At 69.3% G+C, this 23,357-nt stretch carries 24 protein-coding genes; 12 read left to right on the top strand and 12 right to left on the bottom strand.

Going from position 1 to position 23,357, the window contains the following annotated elements; all coding sequences use genetic code 11:
• Positions 1-6 precede the first annotated feature (6 nt).
• Positions 7-945: a hypothetical protein gene (locus tag CU254_RS04785; protein WP_009073272.1), complete on the top strand. Its 939-nt coding sequence runs from the start codon at positions 7-9 to the stop codon at positions 943-945.
• A gap of 359 nt (positions 946-1,304) precedes the next feature.
• On the opposite strand, the gene CU254_RS04780 is transcribed toward CU254_RS04785, so the two are convergent.
• The 6 genes from CU254_RS04780 to CU254_RS04750 all read right to left on the bottom strand — a co-directional run bounded on the left by CU254_RS04780 (position 1,305) and on the right by CU254_RS04750 (position 7,428).
• On the bottom strand, positions 1,305-2,102 hold the full coding sequence (locus CU254_RS04780) for a maleylpyruvate isomerase family mycothiol-dependent enzyme (RefSeq protein ID WP_009073270.1): 798 nt from the start codon (positions 2,100-2,102) through the stop codon (positions 1,305-1,307).
• Between the two features lie 154 nt (positions 2,103-2,256).
• Positions 2,257-2,439, bottom strand: coding sequence for a hypothetical protein (locus CU254_RS04775; protein ID WP_009073268.1), 183 nt, complete (start codon positions 2,437-2,439; stop codon positions 2,257-2,259).
• Entirely contained in the window at positions 2,436-3,659 is a 1,224-nt protein-coding gene (locus CU254_RS43925) for a class I SAM-dependent methyltransferase (protein ID WP_199785796.1), read from the bottom strand. Before CU254_RS43925 ends, CU254_RS04775 begins: the two co-directional genes overlap by 4 nt.
• A 683-nt stretch (positions 3,660-4,342) precedes the next feature.
• Entirely contained in the window at positions 4,343-4,690 is a 348-nt protein-coding gene (locus CU254_RS04760; protein ID WP_037712559.1) for a WhiB family transcriptional regulator, read from the bottom strand.
• A gap of 151 nt (positions 4,691-4,841) precedes the next feature.
• Complete coding sequence (locus CU254_RS04755; protein ID WP_009073260.1) at positions 4,842-5,120, bottom strand: hypothetical protein; 279 nt, start codon at positions 5,118-5,120, stop codon at positions 4,842-4,844.
• Positions 5,121-5,328: 208 nt separating this feature from the next.
• Entirely contained in the window at positions 5,329-7,428 is a 2,100-nt protein-coding gene (locus CU254_RS04750; protein ID WP_009073258.1) for an ATP-dependent DNA helicase UvrD2, read from the bottom strand.
• Between the two features lie 64 nt (positions 7,429-7,492).
• Between CU254_RS04750 and CU254_RS04745 the strand changes: the two genes are divergently transcribed.
• Positions 7,493-8,221: a DUF4191 domain-containing protein gene (locus tag CU254_RS04745; protein WP_009073257.1), complete on the top strand. Its 729-nt coding sequence runs from the start codon at positions 7,493-7,495 to the stop codon at positions 8,219-8,221.
• Positions 8,222-8,278: 57 nt separating this feature from the next.
• Here CU254_RS04745 and CU254_RS04740 read toward each other — a convergent pair whose 3' ends face one another.
• A complete protein-coding gene (locus tag CU254_RS04740; protein ID WP_078560697.1) occupies positions 8,279-8,767 on the bottom strand; it encodes an RDD family protein in 489 nt (162 codons plus the stop codon).
• A 172-nt stretch (positions 8,768-8,939) separates the two neighbouring features.
• Here CU254_RS04740 and glnA point away from each other — a divergent pair, with 172 nt between their 5' ends.
• Positions 8,940-10,364 carry a type I glutamate--ammonia ligase gene (gene glnA, locus CU254_RS04735; RefSeq protein ID WP_009073253.1) on the top strand — a complete coding sequence of 475 codons (1,425 nt, stop codon included), beginning with the start codon at positions 8,940-8,942 and terminating at the stop codon, positions 10,362-10,364.
• A 195-nt stretch (positions 10,365-10,559) separates the two neighbouring features.
• Here the strand turns inward: glnA and CU254_RS04730 are convergent, their stop codons facing one another.
• From CU254_RS04730 to CU254_RS04720, 3 genes are read right to left on the bottom strand one after another with little or no spacing between them, the layout of a single operon-like run.
• The gene (locus CU254_RS04730) at positions 10,560-10,958 is read right to left on the bottom strand and encodes an arsenate reductase ArsC (protein ID WP_037712556.1); all 399 of its coding nucleotides are present in this window, start codon (positions 10,956-10,958) and stop codon (positions 10,560-10,562) included.
• The gene (gene arsB / locus CU254_RS04725; RefSeq protein ID WP_009073251.1) at positions 10,955-12,028 is read right to left on the bottom strand and encodes an ACR3 family arsenite efflux transporter; all 1,074 of its coding nucleotides are present in this window, start codon (positions 12,026-12,028) and stop codon (positions 10,955-10,957) included. The genes CU254_RS04730 and arsB overlap by 4 nt, the downstream gene beginning before the upstream one ends.
• Positions 12,025-12,387 carry a metalloregulator ArsR/SmtB family transcription factor gene (locus tag CU254_RS04720; RefSeq protein WP_009073249.1) on the bottom strand — a complete coding sequence of 121 codons (363 nt, stop codon included), beginning with the start codon at positions 12,385-12,387 and terminating at the stop codon, positions 12,025-12,027. The genes arsB and CU254_RS04720 overlap by 4 nt, the downstream gene beginning before the upstream one ends.
• 83 nt (positions 12,388-12,470) lie before the next feature.
• On the opposite strand from CU254_RS04720, the gene CU254_RS04715 reads away from it, so the two are divergent.
• The 3 genes from CU254_RS04715 (at position 12,471) to CU254_RS04705 (ending at position 16,238) form a co-directional block, all read left to right on the top strand.
• The gene (locus CU254_RS04715) at positions 12,471-12,908 is read left to right on the top strand and encodes an ArsI/CadI family heavy metal resistance metalloenzyme (protein WP_009073247.1); all 438 of its coding nucleotides are present in this window, start codon (positions 12,471-12,473) and stop codon (positions 12,906-12,908) included.
• Positions 12,909-13,003: 95 nt separating this feature from the next.
• A complete protein-coding gene (locus CU254_RS43590) occupies positions 13,004-14,812 on the top strand; it encodes a plasmid pRiA4b ORF-3 family protein (protein ID WP_199785795.1) in 1,809 nt (602 codons plus the stop codon).
• A 214-nt stretch (positions 14,813-15,026) separates the two neighbouring features.
• Entirely contained in the window at positions 15,027-16,238 is a 1,212-nt protein-coding gene (locus CU254_RS04705) for an oxygenase MpaB family protein (RefSeq protein ID WP_009073242.1), read from the top strand.
• Here CU254_RS04705 and CU254_RS04700 read toward each other — a convergent pair.
• Together CU254_RS04700 and CU254_RS04695 are read right to left on the bottom strand one after the other, a co-directional pair.
• Positions 16,235-17,377, bottom strand: a complete 1,143-nt coding sequence (locus tag CU254_RS04700) for a TetR/AcrR family transcriptional regulator (protein ID WP_037712553.1) — start codon at positions 17,375-17,377, stop codon at positions 16,235-16,237. The genes CU254_RS04705 and CU254_RS04700 overlap by 4 nt on opposite strands.
• A 70-nt stretch (positions 17,378-17,447) precedes the next feature.
• Positions 17,448-18,119: an HAD family phosphatase gene (locus CU254_RS04695; protein ID WP_037712550.1), complete on the bottom strand. Its 672-nt coding sequence runs from the start codon at positions 18,117-18,119 to the stop codon at positions 17,448-17,450.
• A 130-nt stretch (positions 18,120-18,249) separates the two neighbouring features.
• On the opposite strand from CU254_RS04695, the gene CU254_RS04690 reads away from it, so the two are divergent.
• The 6 genes from CU254_RS04690 to CU254_RS04665 all read left to right on the top strand — a co-directional run bounded on the left by CU254_RS04690 (position 18,250) and on the right by CU254_RS04665 (position 23,335).
• Positions 18,250-18,786 (top strand): helix-turn-helix domain-containing protein, encoded by a 537-nt coding sequence (locus CU254_RS04690; RefSeq protein ID WP_009073236.1) that lies wholly within the window; start codon positions 18,250-18,252, stop codon positions 18,784-18,786.
• Positions 18,787-18,962: 176 nt separating this feature from the next.
• Entirely contained in the window at positions 18,963-19,898 is a 936-nt protein-coding gene (locus CU254_RS04685; RefSeq protein ID WP_037712547.1) for an AraC family transcriptional regulator, read from the top strand.
• 50 nt (positions 19,899-19,948) lie between these two features.
• A complete protein-coding gene (locus CU254_RS04680) occupies positions 19,949-20,776 on the top strand; it encodes a carbohydrate-binding protein (RefSeq protein ID WP_037712544.1) in 828 nt (275 codons plus the stop codon).
• Positions 20,777-20,925: 149 nt separating this feature from the next.
• Positions 20,926-21,288, top strand: coding sequence for a YciI family protein (locus CU254_RS04675; RefSeq protein WP_009073231.1), 363 nt, complete (start codon positions 20,926-20,928; stop codon positions 21,286-21,288).
• Complete coding sequence (locus CU254_RS04670) at positions 21,285-22,490, top strand: RNA polymerase sigma factor (protein ID WP_009073230.1); 1,206 nt, start codon at positions 21,285-21,287, stop codon at positions 22,488-22,490. Before CU254_RS04675 ends, CU254_RS04670 begins: the two co-directional genes overlap by 4 nt.
• A complete protein-coding gene (locus CU254_RS04665; RefSeq protein WP_009073228.1) occupies positions 22,490-23,335 on the top strand; it encodes a hypothetical protein in 846 nt (281 codons plus the stop codon). The genes CU254_RS04670 and CU254_RS04665 overlap by 1 nt, the downstream gene beginning before the upstream one ends.
• Positions 23,336-23,357: the final 22 nt, after the last annotated feature.

The raw sequence follows: 23,357 nt of genomic DNA, 5'->3' as shown, positions 1-23,357 counted from the left end.
CGATGCATGACGACTACTACAAGCACTGATTCCCTCGCTTTCGGTGATCTCGTTTCCCACGGCGTGCTCCACCGACGGCACCTGCGCGTCGCAGGAATTTCCGACCGAAGAGCCGCACAGCTCTCCGGCCCGGGCGGGCCGTGGCGACAGGTGTATTCCGGCGTGTATCTCGTGCACGACAAACCTCCGAGCCGCGAAGAACTCCTGCACGCCGCGGTGGCGCGGTTCGGTCCCGGAACCATCATCACGGGCACGGATGCGTTGTGCGCACACGGAATCAGCCATCCGCGGACTCCGGAAATCCACCTTTTGGTGCCCCACAACCGAAGGCCGTCCAACGAACCGAGCATCATCACCTACCGCACCGCCCGGATGCCCAAAGCGATCCTCATCGACGGCCTGCCCTACGCCAGCGCCGCCCGAGCCGCCCTGGATCTTGCCCGGCGGGAACACGATCCGGACGAGATCGCGAGGCTGGTCTCGCTGCCGCTGTATTGGGGCCTGGCCGATCGCGCCGAGCTGACGACCGTACTGAACACCGGAAACCAGCGCGGCACGGCAGCCGTCCGCACCGTCCTGCGCAACCTGGACGACCAAGAAACCTTCGCGCACGGGCAAGCACTCCGGGTCCTCCAGCGCACTCCACTGCCTACCCCGCAATGGAACGTTGCAGTCTGCGACCGCCGCGGCCGCCGGCTCGGCACCGCAGACGCGTGGTGGGACGAAATCGGCCTGGCATGGCGCTATCGCACCGCGGCTGGCCCGGAGGACTTCAGCCACCTCGCCCTCGCCGCGACCGGCACCGTGCTGTTTCGGTGCACGCCACTTCAACTCCGGGAATCTCCGGAGGAGATGAGCGCAGAACTCCTGAACGCCTACCGCCACGCGGCGCGCACGCCCCGGCCGAAAGTGCTCGCCGTCTACAAGACAGGGAACGCCGCATGAGCCGAACTTGATAGAGATGCTCCTCGGCGCAGAGCCCCGACAGCGCTCACCTGCTCCCCCGCGACGACTCCGCCAAGGCGCTCCCGCCTGAAATTCAACGGCTGCCCTCGGCTGCGACCACGTCGAGGACCGCGCAACGGGATCCGGCCGCCACCAGCGCTCAACGTGTCTTCAACGCGTGCGGACGTCGTTATGCGTGGTCGCAAATGGGCACTGACCGTGGTTTGCGAGCAGGACTCGGTTGGCGGACCGCGGTGGGTTGAGTCGACGTAACCCACTGCAACTTCCGTCTCCCGCAAGCCATCGCGTCATCTCGCTCGGCTGTTCGCGGAAACTCGCGGACGTTGCGGTGGGAGGGGTCAGTCGCTGGCGTGGGCGGTGTTGTCCAGCCAGTGCTGGGCGAGGGTGGTGTCGCCTTCGACGCTGATGCCGGTGCTGTCGCGGTCGGTTAGCGGGAGCCGTCGGGTCAAGAGGAACAACAGCGATTGAGCCGGTCCGGTCATCGTCACGTCGGCCGCGCGGTTTCCGGCTTGCCACGACGCACCCTCCGGACGCCGTTCGACGAACCACGCGCCGTCGGCGATATCGGTGGCCAGCCACTGCAGGGTCTGCCCGGTGCCCCGGATGGCGTGCGCGGATACAGGACGCTGCATTTCCCAGGTGGGCGAGGTGAGCATGGTGAGGTGGTTGGTGATGAGCGCGGCTGCGACGTCGGCGTCGACGTCGACTGGTCGGTCCGCGGCTTTGGCGGCGTCGAAACCGTGGACAACCGCTTCGTTGAGCATGCTGGACATCCAAAACTGTGTCCCCGACCGTGCGTCACCCGAGGCGTTGAAGACCGGCGCGTCGAGCGCGTCGTCCGAGCACGCGCTGGCGACCCGCAGTGCGGACTCCGACAGCCAGTCCTGCCATTCGCGGGAGTCGGCGGGCGGCGTGGCCATCTCGGTGGGCAGCTGGGCCGGGTCGGTGATGCGCCGCTCGATGATCTCCGCGACCCAGTGCTGGGTCTGGCCCACGTGCGCGACCAGGTCAGCGACAGCCCACTTCGGGGCGGTCGGCACCGCGGCCTCGGGTCCGGCGGCGACGGCTGCTTCCGCCAGGCGCCGGGTGTGGTCGACGATCGCGCGCCGGGTGCGTTCGGGGTTCAGTTCAGTCATGGGAGGTCCTTAATGAGCAGGTAGCCAGTGATCGTGTGGTGTCTTCGACTACGCGTCGAACTACCGCAGCGGCGATCGACAGACCTCCCCGAAGTTTCTTGACCATGTCTCGTGGCGTTCCGACGTCCTCGAAAGCGAGGTTCGGGTGGTCTGATCACCAGTACTCGTCGGGCAGCTTGCCTTCGATGTCCCGGACGTGGTTGCGCGCGCAGTCCGGGCAGAGCCAGCGCTGCTCGCCGTTTTCCTTGGTGCTCACCCAGGCCAGGGTCGCGAGCGGGTCGGTTTCGGCGGCGCGGGCTCGGCCGCACCACGAGCAGGTGGGGTCGGGCGCGGTCATGGCCGGCGTCCGTGGTGGACGGTGCGTACGCCGAGCAGGAAGAGGTCTCGGCGGTTGCCGAGGTAGTGGGAGCTGTCCGGATCGAGAAGGGAAGCCAATGTCGCGCGGTCGTCATCCGAGAGGTGGTCGGCACCGTGGGTCGCGAGACGGGAAAGGTGGTGGTGTACGTAGTCAGTGAGACCGTCGGGTCCCGGTGCGGGGTGATCCACCAGTGCGCTGAACGAGCCGACGTCAGCGAGTCCGGCGCGTTCGAGCGCGACTGGCCAGCCGTACGGCATCGGCACGGCACCGTCGATGCCCTCGCGCATTCCGACGAACCATTCCGCCTGCGCGGCCTGCAAGCGAGCTTCGAGACCAGGCCGTCCGAGTCCTAGATCCCAAGGGAGGCAAGAGAAAGGCAATCCACCCTCAGCGAGCGCGACCACGCCACCACTTCGCGCGATCGCGGTAACCGTGCCGATCGCGGCCTGCTGGTCCGGAAGGTGATGCACGACGCGCGACGCCCATACGAGATCCGCGGTGGGCAGCAAATCGGGCAGGGCGCTGTCAGCGAGATCGGCAACGACTGCGCGAACCTCAACTGCCGATGCGGCGCCCTCGGCGGCCGACGCGGTTCCACCGGCTGCCGGTGCGGGGCCGTCGGCTGCCGCTGCAGTACCTTCGGCGGCCGACGCGGTTCCACCGGCTGCTGGCGCGGGGCCTTTGGCTGCCGGTGCGGGGCCGTCGGCTGCCGGTGCGGCACCCCCGGTGGTCGATGCGGTGCCACCGGCTGCTGGTGCGGGGCATTCGGCAGTCGATGCGGCGCCACCGACTGCCGATACGAGGCCCTTGGCTGCCAGTGCGGTGCCGTCGGCTGCGGCGAGATGGCCGTCCGATGGGGCAGCGCTTCCGTCGGGCGCACCGTCGTTGCCCGGGTGCGTTGAGCGTGCCTGGCTGTCCTGCGCGGCGGCGCGTACGGCGCGTTCGGCCTCGTGGAGTAGTTCGGGCGTCGCGTCGACCAGGACGATGGTGCCGCCGTTCCGGGCGGCCAGGGCTCGGGCGAAGTGGGTGCTCATGCCACCGGCTCCGCAGCCCAGGTCGAGCACCGTCGGGTTGGCGGGGAGTTTCGCGGCCAGGCGGGCGGCGATGGCGGCGTGGGCGGGAGCGTCGAGGGCGTCGGCTGCGCGGAGGAGGGCCAGCCGGTCAGCCCAGTCGATGTGGTCGTGCGTATGTCCGGACACGGGCTCATTGAACACCGGTTCGCGGTTCCCGGCCGGGAACAAGCCTGGACTGTCCCCCCGACGGACCTTCCAGGCTCGTTCCCGGCGAAGATCGCGCAGGAACGGTCGGACGCTGGCCCTCCCCGTGGGCCACGCGTTCGCAGTTGAGCGACGCAACGAGACCGACGCCTGTCACCCAGCTCGCAACTGGGTGACAGGCGAACAAAACCCGATCCGCGCATGATCGCCGCGCCGCGGCAATGAGGCTGCGCGGAATCGAGTCAGGACGAGGAATCGGCGAAAAGCAACGTCCGGGCAGCCGACACCGCTACGGGATCGGAGGCGATCCCGGGCGGGGCTGGTGCCGGGCTCCCGGACACAGCGAGCCGGTCAGGCAAGCAACCGGGAGGAAACCCGGGCCTGCCTGACCTGGCCGTGCCGTGATTAGTTCGGTGGTTGGTGCCGCTCCGCTCGGCTGGCTGCCCAGCGGGCTACCCGCGACCAGCGGCGCGCTGCTCGCGCTTGGCGCCACGGGCGTTGGGCTTCGTGTTCGGCTATCAGGTCGCGTATTCGCGCTCGGGACAGTTCTTCGTGAAGCAACATCTTCGTGGTCTCCTGAGACTTGTTCTGCTTGGGTTTCGGCTGGACGCGCACCGGTTTCGCCGTGCGGGCCTCGAAATCGCGCGTGGTGATGACGTTGACGGTCATGCGGCTGCGCTCCGGGCTGCTGCGGCGGGTTCGAGGGCGGCGTTCTTGCGCGGACGGCCACGGGGCCGCTTGCGGGCGATCACCGCGCCGCGCTCGAAGATTTCGCCTCCCCAGACACCCCACGGCTCACGCCGGGCGAGTGCGCCCGCGAGGCAGGCCTCGCGGACCGGGCAGCTGGCGCAGAACGCCTTGGCCCGCTCGAGTTCCGCGGGCGATTCGGCGAACCAGAGGTCCGCGTCGCGCGAGCGGCAGGGCAGTTCGGGTTCCGCGACCCCGTCGAGCAGGTCGCCGATGTCGAACCCTTCGGCTAAGGGGCCCTCGGCTAGGGCGATGGCGGATGACATTTCCGTGCTCCTTTGCGGTGCGGTGGTGGTGTGACGGTGGGCGATCGAACTGGACAACTTGTTCCTTTGTGTTGTGCAGCCAAAAAACACGAAGGCCGCGGATCCGGTTACCGGTTCCGCGGCCTTCGTGAGCCTCATGTCCTGACGCAGGTCAGGAACTTCGCTCCCGTAGTGACAACGGAACACGGAACTGCTTGATGGTCGGCAGATCGACATCAACCTGCGGGTACGCGGCAACAACGGCGGCGCTCGCGTGAGTGATGCCGGCCGGGGCCCCGTTGCGCTCGATGCGACGCAATCCGTCGAGGTGACGACGCATTCCGTCGATGTGCGCGAACGTGGACACACCGGTGCCCTGGCGCGGGGCGTCAGCGGTCATGCAGAGGGACAGACCGGTGCCAGGGTTAGCGAGTTTCAGATTGCTGATCATTTCACCGGCACCGCCTTTCTCTGTCGGACTGCGCCGCTCGAGGCGGCAACCGTCGTGTTCTTCCCCAGACCGGGCTCTCGCCCGGGTGCCTACGCAGGTTATGCGCCCCGGCGCAACCGGGGCAACTTATTTTCCCAAATCTCTGCCGAAAAGCTGAAGATTGCCTCCGAGCTGCAGGTTCGCCGCATCGATCACCGCGAAGACGCGGTCAAGATCGCATGGACGACCGGACCACGTCGAGCACCTCGGCGCCGAACCGTTCCAGCTTCGTCGCGCCGATGCCGGAGATCGACACCAGCGCGCCGTCGTCGGTCGGCCGTTGTTCGGCGATCGCCATCAGCGTCGCGTCGGTGAACACGACGAACGCGGGCACCTTCAACTCCCGCGAACGCTCCCCGCGCCACGTCTTCAGCTTCTCCAGCAGTTCCTCATCCACTGTGGACGGGCACTTCCCGCAGCGGCCGAGCTTGACCTCCATGGTCTGCACCAGCGGACCCCCGCACAGCCGGCAGCGGGCGACCTTCGACCCGGGCTTCGCCGTCTGCTGCGAACGGGCGACGCGCGCCGCCGGGTGGTCCTCCGGGATCAGCCCGTACAGGAAGCGCGAACGGCGCCGGTTGCGTCCCCGGCCCGGCCCGCGCGAGAGCGACCACGACAGCGACAGGTGCTCCCGGGCCCGCGTGACGCCGACGTAGAACAACCGCCGTTCCTCTTCGATCGCGGCGTCGTCGCCGTCCGCGTGCAGGATCGGCATCGTGCCCTCGGACAGCCCGACGAGGAACACCGCGTCCCACTCGAGGCCCTTCGCCGCGTGCAGCGACGCGAGCGTCACTCCCTCGACGGTCGGCGGATGCTGCGCTGCCGCGCGCTGTTCGAGTTCCGCGACGAACCGCGGCAGGTCCGCGTCCTCGACCGTCGCCGCCAGCTCCTCGGCCAGTTCCACCAGCGCGAGCAGCGCGTCCCACCGCTCCTTCGCCGCTCCGCCCGACGGCGGCTGCTCGGTGAGCCCGACCCGCGCGAGCACCGAGCGCACCGCGGTGACCAGCTCCAGCGAAGTGGGCTCCATCGACGCCGTGCGCAGCGCCGCCATCGCCTGCCGCACCTCGGTGCGCTGGAAGAACCGCTCGCCGCCGCGGACCAGGTACGGGATCCCGGCTTCGGTGAGCGCCTGCTCGTACGCCTCCGACTGCGCGTTCACTCGGAACAGCACCGCGATCTCGCTCGCCGGCACGTCCGCGTCGAGCAGTTCGCGGACCCGCCGCGCGACCGCGCTGGCCTCGGCGGCCTCGTCCTCGTATTCCGCGAACCGCGGCTCCGGGCCGTCCGGCCGCTGCCCGATGAGCTTCAGCCGCGACCCGGCGGGACGGCCGCGCGCGGCCCCGATCACGCGGTTCGCGAGCGCGACGACCTGCGGGGTGGACCGGTAATCGCGTTCGAGGCGCACGACGGTCGCCTCCGGGAACCGCCGCGTGAACTCCAGCAGCGACTTCGGCGAGGCGCCGCCGAACGAGTAGATGGTCTGGTTGGCGTCGCCGACGACGGTGAGGTCGTCGCGGCCGCCGAGCCACGCGTCGAGCAGGCGCTGCTGCAATGGCGTGACGTCCTGGTACTCGTCGACCACGAAGCAGCGGTACCGGTCGCGGAACTCGGCGGCGACCGCGTCGTGCTTCTCCAGCACCGCGGTGGTCTGCAGGAGCAGGTCGTCGAAGTCGAGGACCTGCGCGTTCGTCTTCAGCTCCTCGTACCAGCGGTAGACCTCGGCGACCTGCGCGACCGGCGCGGGAGTGTCGCGCTGCATCCGCGCGGCGACCGACGGGTAGTCGTCCGGCGAGACCAGCGACGCCTTGCTCCACTCGATCTCGCTCGCCAGGTCGCGCAGCACCTCGGTCTCGGTGCTCAGCCGGACGCGCTGGGCGGCCTGGGCGACGAGCCGGAACTTGTTGTCGATCAGGTCCCACGGCCGGTCGCCGACGACCCGCGGCCAGAAGTAGCGGAGCTGACGGCGGGCGGCGGCGTGGAAGGTCAGCGCCTGCGCCGCGTCGACCCCGAGGCCGCGCAGCCGGGTGCGCATCTCCCCCGCCGCGCGCGTGGTGAAGGTGACGGCCAGCACCTGCCCGGCCGCGACGTGGCCCGAACGGACCAGGTGGGCGATGCGGTGCGTGATCGTCCGGGTCTTTCCGGTGCCCGCGCCGGCGAGGACGCACACCGGGCCGCGCGGGGCCGCCGCGGCGGCGCGCTGTTCGGGATCAAGCCCGTCGAGCAGGCTCGCGCGGCTCTGCCGGCTCTGGGGAGACGATGCGATGGCCACCCCGCGATCCTCGCAGAGGGGGCCGACGGATTCCCGGCCGGGCACGCGGCCGTATCCTGGTCATATGGCGGGCAAGCAGGACAAGGAAGCGGCCAAGCAGGCCAAGCGGGAAAAGCGCGCGGCGAGCAAGGCCCGGCGCGGGCAGCTGTTCGAGGCGTTCAAGATGCAGCGCCGCGAAGACCCGATGCTCATCCCCTGGATGGTCGGTTCGATCGTGGTGGTCGCCGGTGTGCTGTTCTGCATCGGCCTCATTTTCGGCATCCAGTGGACGCTGCTGCCGCTGGGCGTCGTGCTCGGCATCCTGCTCGCCGTGATCATCTTCGGCAGGCGCGTGCAGCGCACCGTCTACGGGAAGGCCGACGGCCAGCCCGGCGCGGGGGCCTGGGCGCTGGAGAACATGCGCGGCAAGTGGAAGGTCACCCCGACCGTCGCCGCGACGACCCAGCTCGACGCCGTCCACCGCGTGCTCGGCCACCCCGGCGTGATCCTCGTGGCCGAAGGCGCGCCGCACCGCGTGAAGGGCCTGCTCGCGCAGGAGAAGAAGCGCGTGTCGCGGCTGGTCGGCGACACCCCGATCTACGACGTGACGATCGGCCACGAGGACAAGCAGGTCCCGCTCAAGAAGCTGCAGTCGCATCTGACGAAGCTGCCGCGCAACCTCAAGCCGGCCCAGATCGACGCCCTCGAGGCGAAGCTGGCCGCGCTCGGTTCGCGCGGCGCGGCGATGCCGAAGGGCCCGATGCCCGCGGGCGCGAAGATGCGGAACGTGCAGCGCACTATCCGCCGTCGCTGACGCTTGTTTCCAGAGAACCCCCGGCCTGCCGCGGCCGGGGGTTTTTCGCGTCCGGGGTCAGCGCATCCGGATGACGACGGTGTTGGTGGCGCGGTCGAGCCAGTTGCGGCCGTCGGCGTTGCGGACCAGCGGCGGGAGCAGCAGCGCGGTCAGCACCATCCGCACGAGCGCGCGCCAGGGGCCGACCATGGCCGCCCCGTCCAGACGGGCCACCCGGATGCCGAGCGCCGCCATGCCGGGGGTGAAGCCGAAGAACGTGACCGGAATGACCGTGATGACCGCCCAGACCGCACCCGCCCAGAGGTTGAACGTCTGCATCGCGGCGGCGTTCTGCAGGTCGTAGCGCACGAACAGGGCCGTGATCAGGGAAGCGAGCACGAGGTCGAGGACGAGCGCGAGGAAACGCGGACCGCCGCCCGCCACCGCGCCCACCCCGGATTCGGGCAGGCCCATCGACTCGCCGCGCCACTTAGGGGCCTCGCGCGGACCCGCCGCGGTGGAGCCGTCGCCCGTGCCCGGGAGCCATTCACCCGTCCATCTCGCCACCCGTCCAGGGTATGCCGGTGGCGCGGACCACATCCGGCCTGGTCGACTGGGCAGTGACGGCGGCCCGTTAACACCCGCGAAACATTCGGGTGACGGTCGGGCAACACCGCCCTCTTAGCGTGAGCCGAAGAGAGTACAGCCGCCGGTAACGAACGAGAAGGAGTCACCGAGGGTGCCCACTACTCCAGACGACATTCAGCGCCTCATCGCCGATGAGAAGGTGGAGTCCATCGACGTCAGGTTCTGCGACCTGCCGGGCGTCATGCAGCACTTCACGGTGCCCGCGAAGGCGTTCGACCTGGAGGCGTACGAAGAGGGTCTCGCCTTCGACGGCTCCTCGGTGCGCGGCTTCCAGTCGATCCACGAGTCCGACATGCTGCTGCTGCCGGACCCCGAGACGGCGCGGATCGACCCGTTCCGCAAGGCGAAGACGCTCTCGCTGAACTTCTTCGTGCACGACCCGTTCACCCGGGAGGCTTACAGCCGCGACCCGCGCAACATCGCGCGCAAGGCCGAGCAGTACATCTCGGAGTACGGCGTCGCCGACAACGTGTACTTCGGCCCGGAGGCGGAGTTCTACATCTTCGACTCGGTCCGCTTCGAGGACGCCGAGCACCTGTCGTTCCACGAGATCGACTCGATCGAGGGCTGGTGGAACACCGGCGCCGACACCGAGGGCGGGAACCAGGGCTACAAGACCCGGTTCAAGGGCGGCTACTTCCCCGTCCCGCCGGTCGATCACTTCGCCGACCTGCGCGACGACATCGTCCGCCAGCTGACGAACTCCGGCTTCGAGATCGAGCGCGCGCACCACGAGGTGGGCACCGCCGGCCAGACGGAGATCAACTACAAGTTCAACACGCTGCTGCACGCTGCCGACGACCTGCAGCTGTTCAAGTACATCGTGAAGAACACCGTGTTCGCCGCGGGCAAGACCGCGACGTTCATGCCGAAGCCGCTCGCCGGCGACAACGGCTCGGGCATGCACTGCCACCAGTCGCTGTGGAAGGACGGCCAGCCGCTGTTCCACGACGAGTCCGGCTACGCGGGCCTGTCCGACACGGCGCGGCACTACATCGGCGGCCTGCTCAAGCACGCCCCGAGCCTGCTGGCGTTCACCAACCCGACGGTGAACTCCTACCACCGCCTGGTGCCGGGCTTCGAGGCCCCGGTTTCGCTGGTGTACTCGCAGCGCAACCGCTCCGCCTGCGTCCGCATCCCGATCACCGGCAACAACGCGAAGGCCAAGCGCGCCGAGTTCCGCTGCCCGGACTCGTCGGGCAACCCGTACCTGGCGTTCTCCGCGATGATGATGGCCGGGCTCGACGGCATCAAGAACAAGATCGAGCCGCCGGAGCCGATCGACAAGGACCTCTACGAGCTGCCGCCCGAGGAGGCCAAGAACGTCAAGCTGGTCCCGGGCGACCTCGGCACCGTGCTGGACACCCTGGAGCAGGACCACGACTACCTGCTCGAGGGCGGCGTCTTCACGCCCGACGTGATCGAGACGTGGATCCAGTACAAGCGCGAAAACGAAATCGACCCGCTGCGGCTTCGCCCGCACCCGTACGAGTTCTCGCTGTACTACGACGTGTGATCGGTAAGGTCGGATAGACCCGGGACGGCGGTCGAGGGATTCCTCGGCCGCCGTCCCGTTTTCAGGCCGGTTTGTCGGCGCGGATGATCGCCGAGGCGATCAGGTGCGGGATCTGGACGCGCGTCGGGTCCGCGAGCGCCCGAAATCAACCGGCGCAGGTCTCCGCGGCGGCACGGTCCGGCACGTCAGCCTCCTTCAGCTGACCAGCTCGGCGAGCAAAGCCCGGACCCGCCGGTCGATCTCGTCGCGGATCGGGCGGACCTGGTCGGCCGGGAGGCCTGCCGGATCGTCCAGCTTCCAGTCGAGATAGCGCTTGCCGGGGTACCCCGGACAGGCGTCTCCGCAGCCCATGGTGATGACTACATCCGCCGATTGGACGCCCTCGGCGGTCAACGGCTTCGGGAGTTCGCGGGACAGGTCGATGCCGAGTTCGGCCATGACCGCGACCACGGCGGGGTTGATCGTGTCGGCCGGCGCGGATCCGGCGGAGCGGACGAGGACCCGGCCGCGGGCGTGATGGTGCAGCAACCCGGCCGCCATTTGCGAGCGTCCGGCGTTGTGGACGCAGACGAAGAGAACTTCGGGGACGGTCATGGAGAAACCTCCGCGGGCACGGGCGCGAAGCGCCGCCGAAGGGCGAGAGACACGTAGACCAGCGCCACCAGTACCGGGACTTCGATGAGCGGCCCGACGACCCCGGCGAGCGCTTGTCCGCTGGTCGCACCGAAAGTGGCGATCGCGACCGCGATGGCGAGTTCGAAGTTGTTGCCCGCAGCGGTAAACGCCAGCGTCGTGGTTCGTTCGTACGACAGGCCGACCGCCTTGCCGAGCGCGTAGGAACCGGCCCACATGAGTCCGAAGTAGACCAGCAACGGCAACGCGATCCGGGCGGCGTCGAGCGGGCGGCTGGTGATCTGGTCCCCCTGCAAGGCGAACAGGATCACGATGGTGAACAGCAGCCCGTACAGCGCGAGCGGGCCGACCTTCGGCAGGAACCGGGATTCGTACCAGGTGCGGCCCTTCGCGCGTTCGCCCAGCCGTCGGGACAAGTAGCCAGCGAGCAGCGGGATGCCGAGGAACACCAGCACGCTCTTGGCGATCTGCCACGCGGAAACGGCCAGATCCGCTTGCGGAAGGCCGAGCCAGCCGGGCAGGACGGCGAGGTAGAACCAGCCGAGGACGCCGAACATGACCACCTGGAACACCGAATTCAGCGCGACCAGAACGGCGGCCGCTTCCCGGTCTCCGCAGGCCAGGTCGTTCCAGATGATCACCATCGCGATGCAGCGAGCGAGGCCCACGATGATCAGCCCGGTCCGGTACTCCGGCAGATCCGGCAGCAGAAGCCAGGCGAGCGCGAACATCAGCGCCGGGCCGATCAGCCAGTTCAGCACCAGCGACGGCCACAGCAGCCGCCGGTCGGCCGTCACCGTGCCGAGCCGGTCGTAGCGGACCTTCGCCAGCACCGGGTACATCATCACCAGCAGCCCGAGCGCGATGGGCAGCGAAATCCCGTCGACCCGCACCGCGGACAACGCGGTGTTCAGCCCCGGAATCCACCGGCCGGCCAGCAGCCCGGCGACCATCGCGGCCGCGATCCACCCGGGCAGGTAACGGTCCAAAGTGGACAGTTTGCCGACGACCCCGGGGTGCGTGCCGGTCATGCCGGGACCGGAGTGTCGCCGGGGACGAGCACGGCCGACAACCGGGCCAGCACCTCCGGATGCACGCGGTAGTACACCCAGGTCCCCCGCCGTTCGCCGGTGATCAGGCCGGACTCGCGCAACACCTTGAGGTGATGGGAGATGGTCGGGCCGGTCAGGTCGAACGCGTCGGTCAGGTCGCACACGCACGCTTCGCCGCCCGCGTGGGAGGCGATCAGCGACAGCAGCCGCAACCGGACCGGGTCGGCCATCGCCTTGAACAGCTTGGACAGCTCGACGGCTTGGTCCTCGCCCAGCGGTTCGCGAGCCAGCGGGGAACAGCAGTCGTCCAGCGCGACGACCGGCAACTGTTTCGGCATGCGTCTATCTTGACAGGCTTCTAAGTAGAGGACAATCTAAGCCGCGGCACTGTTTTGATGAACGTCTATCCAAGGAGGACGGGATGTCACGGGTACAGCTCGCGCTGCGCGTCGGGGACCTCGAAGGCTCGATCGGCTTCTACTCGAAGCTGTTCGGCGCCGAACCGGCCAAACTCCGGCCTGGGTATGCCAACTTCGCCGTCGCCGAACCCGCGCTCAAGCTCGTGCTTCTGGAGGGAGAGCCGGGGCAGGCGACGGTCCTGGACCACCTTGGCATCGAGGTGGAGTCGACCGACCAGGTGAGCGAAGCCAGCAAACGCCTCACCGGCGAGGGCCTGGAGACGCTGACCGAGGATGACACGACCTGCTGCTACGCGATCCAGGACAAGGTGTGGGTGCACGGCCCCGGCCAGGAACCCTGGGAGGTCTATACGGTCAAGGCCGACTCGCAGACCTTCGGTGCCTCCGCGCTGACGTGCTGCACCCCGGATGCGGACACCGGCCAGGTCTGCTGTTCCTGACCCGCGTGCGGAACGGCCGCTTGTCGTTCTTCGGGTTCAGGGCAGGCCGGGCACCTGACATCGTCTGGGCGCCGTTTCCCCCCTAGGGTGCTTCCATGCCATTCCGCGAGGAAGGACGAGGGCCGGTTTTCTCTCCCGAGGAGCTAGCGTCGGCGGCACGGAGCTGTCCGGCGCTCGCCGAGGCGGCGAAGCTGGCCGAATGGGTCGGGCCTGGTCGGCCGCTGACCGCTCGCGGAGTGCTCAAGCCCGCTGCCGCGGTCGAGGCTTGCGACCTGCTCGGGATCGAACTTCCTACCCGCAAGCCGCGCAGTGCGCTGGACATCGACCAACTGGTGGCAGCGTGGTTCGCCGCGACGGCGGCCGGGTTCGTCGAGGTGGAACGGGGCCGGGCCACGGCGGGCTCCGCGCTCGCGGCCTGGGCCGAGGGCGCCGCGGACGAGGTACTGGCGGCCTGGACCCGGTGCACGCTGGAGTGTTTCGGGCTGGCCGGGGAGGTCGGCGAGCCCGATCCGGAGCTTCTGGACGGCTTGGCCGCGCTGTACGAGCGGGGCGGCCTGCTCTCGATGGACGAGCTCGGCGAGGAGATCGCGGGGCCTCTCGCCGACGGCACCGTGGGCTGCACTTGTCCGTCCGGCATCGGCCTTCTTGAGGATCTGGCGGCCACGACGGACGAGATCGTCGAAGCCCTCGCCGCGTTCGGTGTCGCCGAGCGGCACGGCGACACCGCCGAGCTGACTCCGCTGGGGCAGTGGCTCACCGATTTCTTGTTCCGCCAGAGCGCCCCGGCGCCCGGATCCGATGCGGCCACGCTGGTGGACGTGGTGGCGGCGCTGCCCGACCGGATCGCCGCGCTGATGGCCCGGCCCTGGCTGGCCGCCCTCGCGCCGGCCGAGGCAGCGGCCGAGCTGCTCGCCGTCGGCGAATCCGCCTCGGGGCAGCAGCGGCTCGCCGCGCTGGCGCTGGCTCACGAATGCGGCCCGGACGCGGCCCCGGCTTGGCGAGAATGGGCGGGCCGCGAAGGGTTCGGCGCCTACGCGCGGATCTGGCTGGCCGAACAGGACGGGACGGAGCCTTCCGAGGACGACCTGGCGTGGACCGCCGCGGACGCGCTCGGCGCTCTGCGGGATGCGCTGGCGCCCGAGCTGTCCGGGCTGCTCCCCGACCAGGCGGGTGCCCAACTGACGGAAATCCTGCCGCGGATGGCCGGCGCCGGCCATCCGGCAGTCGACCGGCTGGCCAAGCTCCTGCCGGTCCAGGCGCCGGCCGGGAGGCTGCCGGACGCGCCCGGCCGGACGAGCGCGCGGCCACCGGTCGCGGCAGTGCGCCCGGACGCCCGATACCAGCTCAAACTCACCCTGCTCGAGGTGACGAACCCGCCGGTGTGGCGACGCCTCGAGGTCCCGGCCGATCTCGACCTCGGCCAGCTGCACCACGTGATCCAGAGCGCGCTGGGCTGGGAGGACTGCCATCTGCACGTGTTCTCCGCGGGCGGCGCCGAATACGGATTGCCCGACCCGGACCTCGGGCACGCCGACGAGCGGGCGGTGCGGCTGTCCCAGCTGCTGACCGAGGTCGGCGACCGGCTGCGCTACGGCTACGACTTCGGCGACGGCTGGGAGCACGAGCTCACGCTGGAGGAAATCCGGCCCGCCGACGCCGGAACGACCGGAGCGATCTGCACTGCCGGCCGAGGCGCGTGTCCGCCGGAGGACTGCGGCGGCCCTTACGGCTACGAGGAACTGAAGGCGATCCTGGCCGATCCGGACGACGACGAGCACGAGGGCATGCTCGACTGGCTCGGCTTGGCTTCGCCCGGCGAGTTCGACCCGCACGCGTTTTCCGTCGAGGACGCCAATCGCCGGCTCGGCCGATCCGGCGGACGGCATCTGCGCGTCGTGCGCTGAGTCCGCACTGCTCGACCGAATCCGCTCCGTTTCGCTGGATACCGAGTTCGGGCACGTCGGCTGATCCGGAGCGGCGACACCTCTTGCCACCAGCGTTCCGGCGCCGTTATGTTAATGAGAAATCACTTCTTCCGAGACTGTCGACAGGGGGCGCGAGCAGCCCCTGGCCGGTGATGGGATGGCAACGACGCCTACCAGAGAGGCAGACAAGTACATGGAGAATCTCAGCAGAAGGAAGGTGCTGACCCTCGGCGCGGCGTTGGGCATCGCGGGCATGGCGGGCACCTCCGGCACCGCGTGGGCGTGGTCGGGCACGGGGTCGATCGCCGGGAGCGGCAGCGGGGCCGATCCGTTCCAGGTGTGGGACGACACCGCGGACGCGGTCGCCTCGGCGTTGCTCAAAGAGGGCAAGGTGGCGGCGGTCAATACGGCTTGGCAGGGCTGGATCGACAACAACGCGCCGTTGCCGCCTGGCATGCCGGATTATCTGGTGGCGTATCTGCAGCAGGTCAATAAATTGCCGTCGTGGGCGGATCCGGCCAAGCTTGCCGCTTCGGAGAAGCTTTACACCCGGTTGAGCAGTTATCTGTTCGTCTCGGAGACGCTCGGCAGCGGGATCATGAGCACCGTCATTCCGCGGGAGGCGCGGGCGGTCTACTGGTCGGCCGGCGGCGCGGACATGAAGCAGCGGGCGGCCAAGACGTTCACCTTCGGCTACGACCTGCATAACTCCAAAGCTTGGGCGCCGGACGGGCATTTCGTCGTGACCGCCAACAAGACGCGGCTGGTGCATGCGATGGTGCGGAATTTGCTGCCGACGTCGGCGAAATACCAAGCGGGCGCTGATCAGCCCAAGCCGATCAGCAACGGGGACATTCTGCGGACGTTCCATTCGGTGGCGACGTTCGCGCGCAGCAACATGCTCAAGTGGAATATCTCGTTGTCGGCGGCGGAGCAGGACGCGGATCTGCACGCCTGGCAGGTCGCGTTGCATCTGCTCGGCGTGCAGGAGCAGTTCATTCCGCGGACGTGGGCGGACGCGGAAGCGCAGGCGCAGCAGATGTTGTGGCCGGTGCTCGGGCCGACCGAAGAAGGGGTCAGCCTGGCGAAAACGCTGCTCGGTTATATCGAGAAGCCGACGCTCGGGCTCGATTCCGGGTTCGTCAACGAACTGGTGCGGTATCTGCTCAACGACCAGATGGGCGATTGGCTCGGACTCCCCCGCGACTACGCGCAGGCGGCGTTGATCCGGATCGAATGGCCTGCCTACGTCGCGTTCCGGGAAGGCGCGACCAAGATCATGCCGGGCAGTTTCTATCTCTTCGATCAGTTCGTCCGCGGGATTTCGATGCTGTACCTCAACAACGGGACCTCGCCGACGCAGACTCCGATCACGCTCCCGACGGCGAATCGGCCGGGGGCTTAAAGTCCCAGTGCGCTCAGCAAAAATGCGGTAGCGGCGGCGCGGTGGCCGGGAGTGTCCTCCCACCGCAGCCGTCGGCCTGTTTCGACGACCGCGCCGAAGCCCGCGTGCACCAGTACGCGGGCTTGGTGCGCGTCCAGATCCGGACGGGCCAGGCGGAGTTGTTGCTCCCAGACGGCGATGTGCTCGCGTTGGGCGAGGATCAGCGGGCGCTGCAACGCGGCGGGCAGGCCGCCCAGTTCGGCGGCGGCGACGTTGGTCAGTGCGGTGTGTTCGAAGCTGTACGCCACGTAGGTCGCGGCCAGCACGGGCAAGGCTTCCGCACCGGTGGTGCCGTGGAGGTTTTGTTCCACGGCTTGCGACAGGAGGCCTGCGGCCTGTAGGCAGGCAGCCGCCAGGATTTCGGCCTTGTTCGGGAAATGGCGGTAGAGCGCCGACGGCACCAGGCCCACCGCTTCGGCGATTCGCGCGTTCGTGACGGTGGCGAATCCGTCGCGTTCGAACAACGGCACGGCGGCGGCGAGGATTTGCGCGCGGCGGGTTCGCGGAACGGGTTGGGCGGGCAGCTCCACCGCGGGCGCGGCCGGGGTGGTCGTCGCGGCGGCGAGACGCAGGGCGGATTCGGTCAGCAGGTTCTCGGCGCGGAGGTGGGCGATCGACGTGCGGTGCATGGTGATCGAGCCGATCGCGCCGAGCGCGGCGACGGCGCGAAGCTCCGCGTCCGGCGACGGCCGCACCACGTCTGTCACGCGGGCGACGACTTGGGCGAATTTCGCGCTCAGCGCGCGCCGGTCCGTTCGGTCGAGGTAGCGGGCTTCCCAGCGGTACAGGCCGCCGGACTCGCGGTGGGCGACCGTGACCTGGGCCAGCGGGCGGAGAACGGCCTCGGCTGGCGCGTCCGGGGGCACCGCGTCGAGGGCGGCGACCAGGCGGTCGGCCATCACGTTGGCGCATTCGGTGAAGAGGGCGTACTTGTTCGGGAAATGCCGGTACAGCGCCGCCGCGGTGATCCCGACGGCGGCGGCGATCTCCTCCATGGACGCCGCGTGGTAGCCGCGTTCGCTGAAGGCGCGGCCCGCCGCTTCGACGATGAGCTGCTTGCGGTTGCGCGGACGGGTGGCCGCGGCCGGTTCGGAGGTCACTGCGGACCCCGAGCATCCGGATGCGGAAGTACGGCCATGCCGGCCAGTCAATCACGAGACGGGCAGGTCTTCACGCGGGCGGGACGCGTGGTTTCCGCCACCGCCGGAGCCAGGCCAGGAGGTCCGCGTCGCGCAGGGAGGGAACCACGAGATCGGCGGGAAATTCGGTACCGGGCAACGTCGGGACGCCTACCACGGGCACACCGGCGGCGCGGGCGGACCGCAGGCCGGTCATCGAGTCCTCGAACGCGAGGGCCGACGCCGGAGCCACGCCTAGGCGGGCGCAGGACGTCAGATAGATCTCCGGAGCTGGCTTCGGCGAGGCGACCTCGTCGGCGGCCACGCTGATCCGGAATTCGAAGCCGCCTCGCTTCAACGCGGCTTCCAGCAGCGCGCGGGGCGAGTTGCTGGCCACCGCGACCGGCACCGCGGCGGCGGCCAATTCGACCAGTTCGTGCGCGCCGGGCATCGCTTCGGCTTTGGCGGACACCACTTCGGTCACCATGGCCAGCAGCTCGTCCGCGATCGCGGGACCGTTGCCCGGTTCGCCGAACACCCCGGCCATGGTTTCGGCGGCCGCGGCGACTGATTTGCCGATGACCAGCGCCTTCTGCTCCGGCCCGAACGGGAGGCCGCGGCGCGCGAAAAGCTCCGTTTCGGCGACGGACCAGCAGGGCTCGGTGTCCATCAGCAGGCCGTCGCAGTCGAAGACGACCGCCTGTGGCGTCCAGTCGAGAAGCATCAGGTCCCCCTCCAGGAACGGACCTTCAGTCTGTCATCGAGGGGCTCCTTGTTCTCTGCGCGGGACCGCCCAGCGGGACCTGGCAAGGTCGGTGACCTGCGCCGGAGCGGCGTTTGACGATAATGATCGGGTGACCGTGACGAGGATCCGCGAGTTCCGCACCCTGCGCGGGCTGACCGTGCGCCAGCTCGCGGACCAGGCGGGGGTGTCGACCGGGCTGATCAGCCAGGTCGAGCGGGGAGTCACCGACCCCAGCCTGGAAACCATGCGGCGGATCGCCGAGGTGCTCGACATCCCGCTGTTCAGCCTGTTCCAGGAGCCGGACGAGGAAACCGTCGCGGTGATCCGGCACGACGACCGGTACCGGATCTCGTCGCCGCACCACGCGATCACCTACACCCGCGCGTCGCCGGGCGGCGCGAAGCTCGAGGTGCTCGAAGGCGTGCTCGAACCGGGCGGCGTGTCGTCCGACGAACTGCGCTCGCATCCGTCCGAGGAATGCGTCGTGGTGATCGCCGGGCGGCTGACCGTCCAGGTCGGCGAGCAGACGCACGTGCTCAAGACCGGCGACAGCTGCCATTTCGATTCGACCGTCCCGCATCGCTTCCGCAACGACGGCCGGACGACCGCTCGGTTCCTCGTCAGCGTCACTCCGCCCAGTTACTGATCCGGCCAAAAGCAGGCCGCCCCTGAAGCGGCACGCAACCGTCGCGGCGAAGTCATAGGCCGTGACTGTGGTCGGGTCAGTAACCATCCGGCACAGCACTGATACTTCCGTCGGAGGTGCGAGCGAAGAAATTGGTCTAGACTTTTCGTTCCGAACCCGGCGAAAAGGACGGACTGATGCGTGGGACGACGGTGCCCCCGGGAATGTGCTGCCGACCGGTCAAAACCGGGGAACTACCGCTGCACCGGCTCGAGGTGCCCGCACCCGACGCGGTGCCGTTCGCGGTCGGGTCCTTCGACGCGGTCGGGCCCCTGTCGCGGGCGGAATTCCCGCACCGGCACACGTTTTACGAGATCGTGCTCGTCACCGGAGGGACCGGCGCGCACGTCGTCGACCTGACGCGGTGGGAACTGAGCCCGCCGCACCTCGGCGTCGTCACGCCGGGGCAGGTGCACCACTGGGAGGCGCGCGAACTCGCCGGATCGGTTGTGCTGTTCACCGACGATTTCCTCTTCGACCATCCGGCCGACCGGGAAACCCTGCGCAGGCTGCGCGAACGGCCGTGGCTGCAGCTGGACCGGGCAGAACACGACCGCACCGCGCGGCTGATCGCCGAACTCGAGGAAGAATTCCGCCGCGGCGGCGAGGACGGCGAATCCGTGTTGCGCGCCCTGCTGCACGTGCTGATCGTGCGCGCCGGGCGGCTTCCCGGGATCCCGCCCGCTCCGGCGCCCGCGCGCGCCCGCGCGGTAGCGGCGGAATTCGCGCAGCAGGCCGAAAAATCGGAGCTGGGCCTGTGGTCGGTGCGCGCGCACGCGGAACGGCTCGGCGTCACGCCCGGCTACCTCACCGAGGCCGTCAAGGCGGCGACCGGGCGCACCGCGGCGGAATTGGTGCGCGAGGCGCGGACCCAGGAGGCGAAGCGGTTCCTGCTGCGGACGAATCTGTCCGTGCGGCAGGTGGCGAGCCGCGTCGGATTCGCCGATCCGGCCTACTTTTGTCGGTTCTTTCGGCGCGAAACCGGGTTGAGCCCCGGCGGATTCCGCCGCACCGGCGACACCGCCCCGAAGATTCACCACGACTGCAGGACTCCGTCCATCGCTGCGGGCTGATGATCTCCCTACCGTCGAAGGGAATCCCGAGCCCCCACCGAGGAGCAGGCATGGACGAAGACAGGAAGTTCAGCCGCAAGGCAGTGCTGAAGGCGGCGCTGGCCGCCGGAGTCGCCGCGCCGGTCGCACTCGTCGGCGGTCCCGCGCTGGCCCGCACGAATTTCGCCGGCGGGCAGAAGGTCGAGCCGACCCCGTACTGCCACGACGGCGACGAGCCGACGATCGACCAGACCGAGGGACCGTACTTCAAGCCGGACTCCCCCGAGCGCAGCGTGCTCGTCGACCAGAACACCCCGGGCCAGCGGCTCACCGTGAGCGGGTACGTGTTCGGCCTGTCCTGCCAGCCGATCGGCCGCGCGCTGCTGGACTTCTGGCAGGCGGACGTGAACGGCGCGTACGACAACGACGGCTTCAACTTCCGCGGCCACCAGTACACGAACGATCTCGGCGAGTTCAAGCTGACCACGATCGTGCCCGGCCTGTACCCCGGCCGCACGCGGCACATCCACGTCAAGGTGCAGGCCCCCGGGGAGCCGATCCTGACGACCCAGCTGTACTTCCCGGGCGAACCGCGGAACAACACCGACACGATCTTCGACTCGCGGCTGCTCATGACGGTGCGCGACGCCCCGAACAACGCCAAGGAGGCCGCGTTCGACTTCGTGCTCAACGTCCAGCAGACACCGACCGGCGGGCCCTCGACGGGTCCGACGTCGCCGACCGGCCAGCCGGGCGGGACGACCTGGACCGCGGGCAAGTCGTACCCCGCCGGCACGCGCGTCACCTTCAACGGGGTCAGCTACGTGTGCCTGCAGGGCCACACCGCCCAGCGGGGCTGGGAACCGCCCAACGCGCCCGCGTTGTGGCAGAAGGGCTGATCCCCTCCTGACGGAGAACGGCGGGCTCCCCCGGGCCCGCCGTTCTCCGTTTTCCGGGAATTTCCGAGAAGCCCGGTCCGCGCTGTCGAGTTACGGTCGAGGCGTTCGTCTTCCACTACGACAACGCCGGACCGGCACTCGGAGGACACATGCGGTACCTGCTGGTGATCTACAACTGCGACCGTCCCGAACCCGGCGATCCAGCCTTCCCGGACGCGCTGGCCAGGGTGAACGCGTTCGCCGACGAATGCCGCCGGCGCGGGGCGTTCGTGTCCGAGCATCCGCTGCAGGGCGAGCACACCGCGACCACGGTCAGCGTCCGCGACGGCAAGACGCTGATCACCGACGGGCCGTTCCTGGAGACCCACGAGCACCTCGGCGGCGTTTACGTCCTCGACTGCCGCGATCTCGACGAAGCCCTGGAACTCGCCGCGCTGTGCCCGATGGCCGCGGTCGGCACCGTCGAGGTGCGCCCGGTCGCCACCGTGCCCGGGCTGTCTCCCCAGGCATGACCTCGGCGTTGCTGCGGGAGGCCTACCGCGAGCACCGGGCTCGGATGCTCGCGGCGCTGGTCCGCGTCCTCGGCGACTTCGAACTCGCCGAGGACGCGCTGCAGGACGCGTGCGCGCTCGCCCTGCGCGCCTGGGGGGACGAGCCGCCCGACGATCCGGTGGCGTGGCTGCTGACCGCCGCCCGCAACAGCGCGATCGACCGGCTCCGGCGGGCCCGCCGCGGTCTGGAGAAGCTCGCTCAGCTCGGGGAACAGCCGGAGGTCGCGGTGGATCCGTCCGAGGACAGCCTGCTCGCGATCGGCGACGAACGGCTCAGTCTCATCTTCACCTGCTGCCATCCCGCGCTCGCCGAGGAGGCGCGCGTCGCGTTGACCCTGCAGGCGGTGGCCGGGCTGACCGCGGGGCAGATCGCGCGGACGTTCCTGGTCAGCGAGGCGACGCTGGCGCAGCGGCTGGTGCGGGCCAAACGCAAAATCCGCGACGCCGGGATCAGCCTCGCCGTCCCGGCCGACCATCTGCTGTCCGAGCGGCTGTCCGGGGTCTTGGCGGTGCTGTACTTGATCTTCACCCAAGGCTACACCGCCCCGGAACACCGTGAGCTGCAACAGGAAGCGATCCGGCTGGCCAAGCTGGTCGCGACACTCATGCCGGACGAGCCGGAAGCGCTCGGCCTGGTTTCGCTGCTGCTCGTGCACGATTCGCGCACCGCGGCTCGATACACGGCCGACGGCGACGTCGTGTTGCTCGAAGACCAGGACCGAAGCCGGTGGGACCGCGGGGAAATCGCCGAAGCGATCGGCCTGCTGGACCGAGCTCTGCGGTTCGAGAATCCTGGCCCGTATCAGCTGCAGGCCGCCATTGCCGTCCAGCACGCGCAGGCTCGTTCCGCGGCGGACACCGACTGGGCGGCGATCGCCGGGCTGTATCAGCGGTTGCACGAAATGCAGCCGTCGCCGGTGATCGCGTTGAACCACGCGGTCGCGGTCGCGATGGCCACCGGCCCGGAGGAGGGGCTGGCGCTCATCGACGGCATCGACGGCCTTGACCGGTACCACCTGCGGCACGCCGCGCGCGCCGACCTGTTGCGCCGGCTCGGCCGTACCGCCGAGGCGATGGCCGCGTACCGGCGTGCCCACGAACTCGCGGTCAACCCAGCCGACCGGCGCTTCCTCGCCGGCCGCTTAGCCACCTTGGAGTCCTGATGAGACTGTCCATTCTCGACAACGGACATCGCCTGCGGGCCAAGCTGTTTCTGTCGGTCACGGGGAAACAGCCGCCGGACATCGTGAAGATGCTGCTGTACCGTCCCGGCTTTCTCACCCGGCCGCTGCTGGACCTCACCGCCCCGGCGATGCGCGGCCCGTCGTACTGGACGGCCGGCGAACGCGAGTTCCTCGCCATGTCTACGGCGTTGCTGCACGACTGCCCGTTCTGCATCGACTCGCACGCGGAGCTGACCCGGATCGCCGGGCAGGGCGAGATCGATCCGTCACGACCGGACGCGGCGCGGCCCGAGGTGCGGACGATTCGGGCGTTCCTGGAGACCGTCACGCTGAACCCGGACCAGATCGTGCTGCCGGATCTTCCGCCGGCGGCGATTCGCGAAGCGCTGCGGGTGAATCTGGTGTGGAACATCGTGAACCGGCTGGCGAACGCGTTCGGGTTCGTGCTTCGCGAAGGCCAGCTGGAGAGCGGCACACGGGCCCTGCACCGGTTCGGGTACCGCTTCCCGGGCTTCCTGCTCGCGGGCGGTCCAGCCGGAACGCATGAGGATCCGGTGGAGAACATGCGGTACTCCGTGTTCGTCGCCCCCGCGGTGACCGACCCGGCACTACGCAAAGCGGCCGCCACTGGGGACGGCTTGCCCGCGCCGTTGCAGCCGTTCGCGGCGAAGGTCCGCGACGCGTCGTACCGGCTCACGGGCGCAGATTTCACCGAGCTGACCACGAAATACCAGGAAGACGAGGTCTACGAGATCACCGTCGCCGCGGCCGTCGGTGCCGCGTTGCGCAGTTTCGATGCGGGGCAACGGAAACTCGCCGCCTAACGCGAACCGGCGGCCAGGAGGC

It is taken from the genome of Amycolatopsis sp. AA4 (genome assembly GCF_002796545.1).
In the GTDB taxonomy this organism is placed as follows: Bacteria; Actinomycetota; Actinomycetes; order Mycobacteriales; family Pseudonocardiaceae; genus Amycolatopsis.
Note: the sequence above shows the minus strand (reverse complement) of the source record. Positions and strands in the feature narration are given on the sequence as shown.

Excerpts from the sequence above, each read along its gene's own strand:
- CU254_RS04785 (WP_009073272.1), top strand. The coding sequence starts at position 7 with ATGACGACTACTACAAGCACTGATTCCCTCGCTTTCGGTGATCTCGTT.
- CU254_RS04780 (WP_009073270.1), bottom strand. The coding sequence starts at position 2,102 with ATGACTGAACTGAACCCCGAACGCACCCGGCGCGCGATCGTCGACCAC.
- CU254_RS04775 (WP_009073268.1), bottom strand. The coding sequence starts at position 2,439 with ATGACCGCGCCCGACCCCACCTGCTCGTGGTGCGGCCGAGCCCGCGCC.
- CU254_RS04760 (WP_037712559.1), bottom strand. The coding sequence starts at position 4,690 with ATGTCATCCGCCATCGCCCTAGCCGAGGGCCCCTTAGCCGAAGGGTTC.
- CU254_RS04755 (WP_009073260.1), bottom strand. The coding sequence starts at position 5,120 with ATGATCAGCAATCTGAAACTCGCTAACCCTGGCACCGGTCTGTCCCTC.
- CU254_RS04745 (WP_009073257.1), top strand. The coding sequence starts at position 7,493 with ATGGCGGGCAAGCAGGACAAGGAAGCGGCCAAGCAGGCCAAGCGGGAA.
- CU254_RS04730 (WP_037712556.1), bottom strand. The coding sequence starts at position 10,958 with ATGACCGTCCCCGAAGTTCTCTTCGTCTGCGTCCACAACGCCGGACGC.
- arsB (WP_009073251.1), bottom strand. The coding sequence starts at position 12,028 with ATGACCGGCACGCACCCCGGGGTCGTCGGCAAACTGTCCACTTTGGAC.
- CU254_RS04720 (WP_009073249.1), bottom strand. The coding sequence starts at position 12,387 with ATGCCGAAACAGTTGCCGGTCGTCGCGCTGGACGACTGCTGTTCCCCG.
- CU254_RS04715 (WP_009073247.1), top strand. The coding sequence starts at position 12,471 with ATGTCACGGGTACAGCTCGCGCTGCGCGTCGGGGACCTCGAAGGCTCG.
- CU254_RS43590 (WP_199785795.1), top strand. The coding sequence starts at position 13,004 with ATGCCATTCCGCGAGGAAGGACGAGGGCCGGTTTTCTCTCCCGAGGAG.
- CU254_RS04705 (WP_009073242.1), top strand. The coding sequence starts at position 15,027 with ATGGAGAATCTCAGCAGAAGGAAGGTGCTGACCCTCGGCGCGGCGTTG.
- CU254_RS04695 (WP_037712550.1), bottom strand. The coding sequence starts at position 18,119 with ATGCTTCTCGACTGGACGCCACAGGCGGTCGTCTTCGACTGCGACGGC.
- CU254_RS04685 (WP_037712547.1), top strand. The coding sequence starts at position 18,963 with ATGCGTGGGACGACGGTGCCCCCGGGAATGTGCTGCCGACCGGTCAAA.
- CU254_RS04680 (WP_037712544.1), top strand. The coding sequence starts at position 19,949 with ATGGACGAAGACAGGAAGTTCAGCCGCAAGGCAGTGCTGAAGGCGGCG.
- CU254_RS04675 (WP_009073231.1), top strand. The coding sequence starts at position 20,926 with ATGCGGTACCTGCTGGTGATCTACAACTGCGACCGTCCCGAACCCGGC.
- CU254_RS04670 (WP_009073230.1), top strand. The coding sequence starts at position 21,285 with ATGACCTCGGCGTTGCTGCGGGAGGCCTACCGCGAGCACCGGGCTCGG.
- CU254_RS04665 (WP_009073228.1), top strand. The coding sequence starts at position 22,490 with ATGAGACTGTCCATTCTCGACAACGGACATCGCCTGCGGGCCAAGCTG.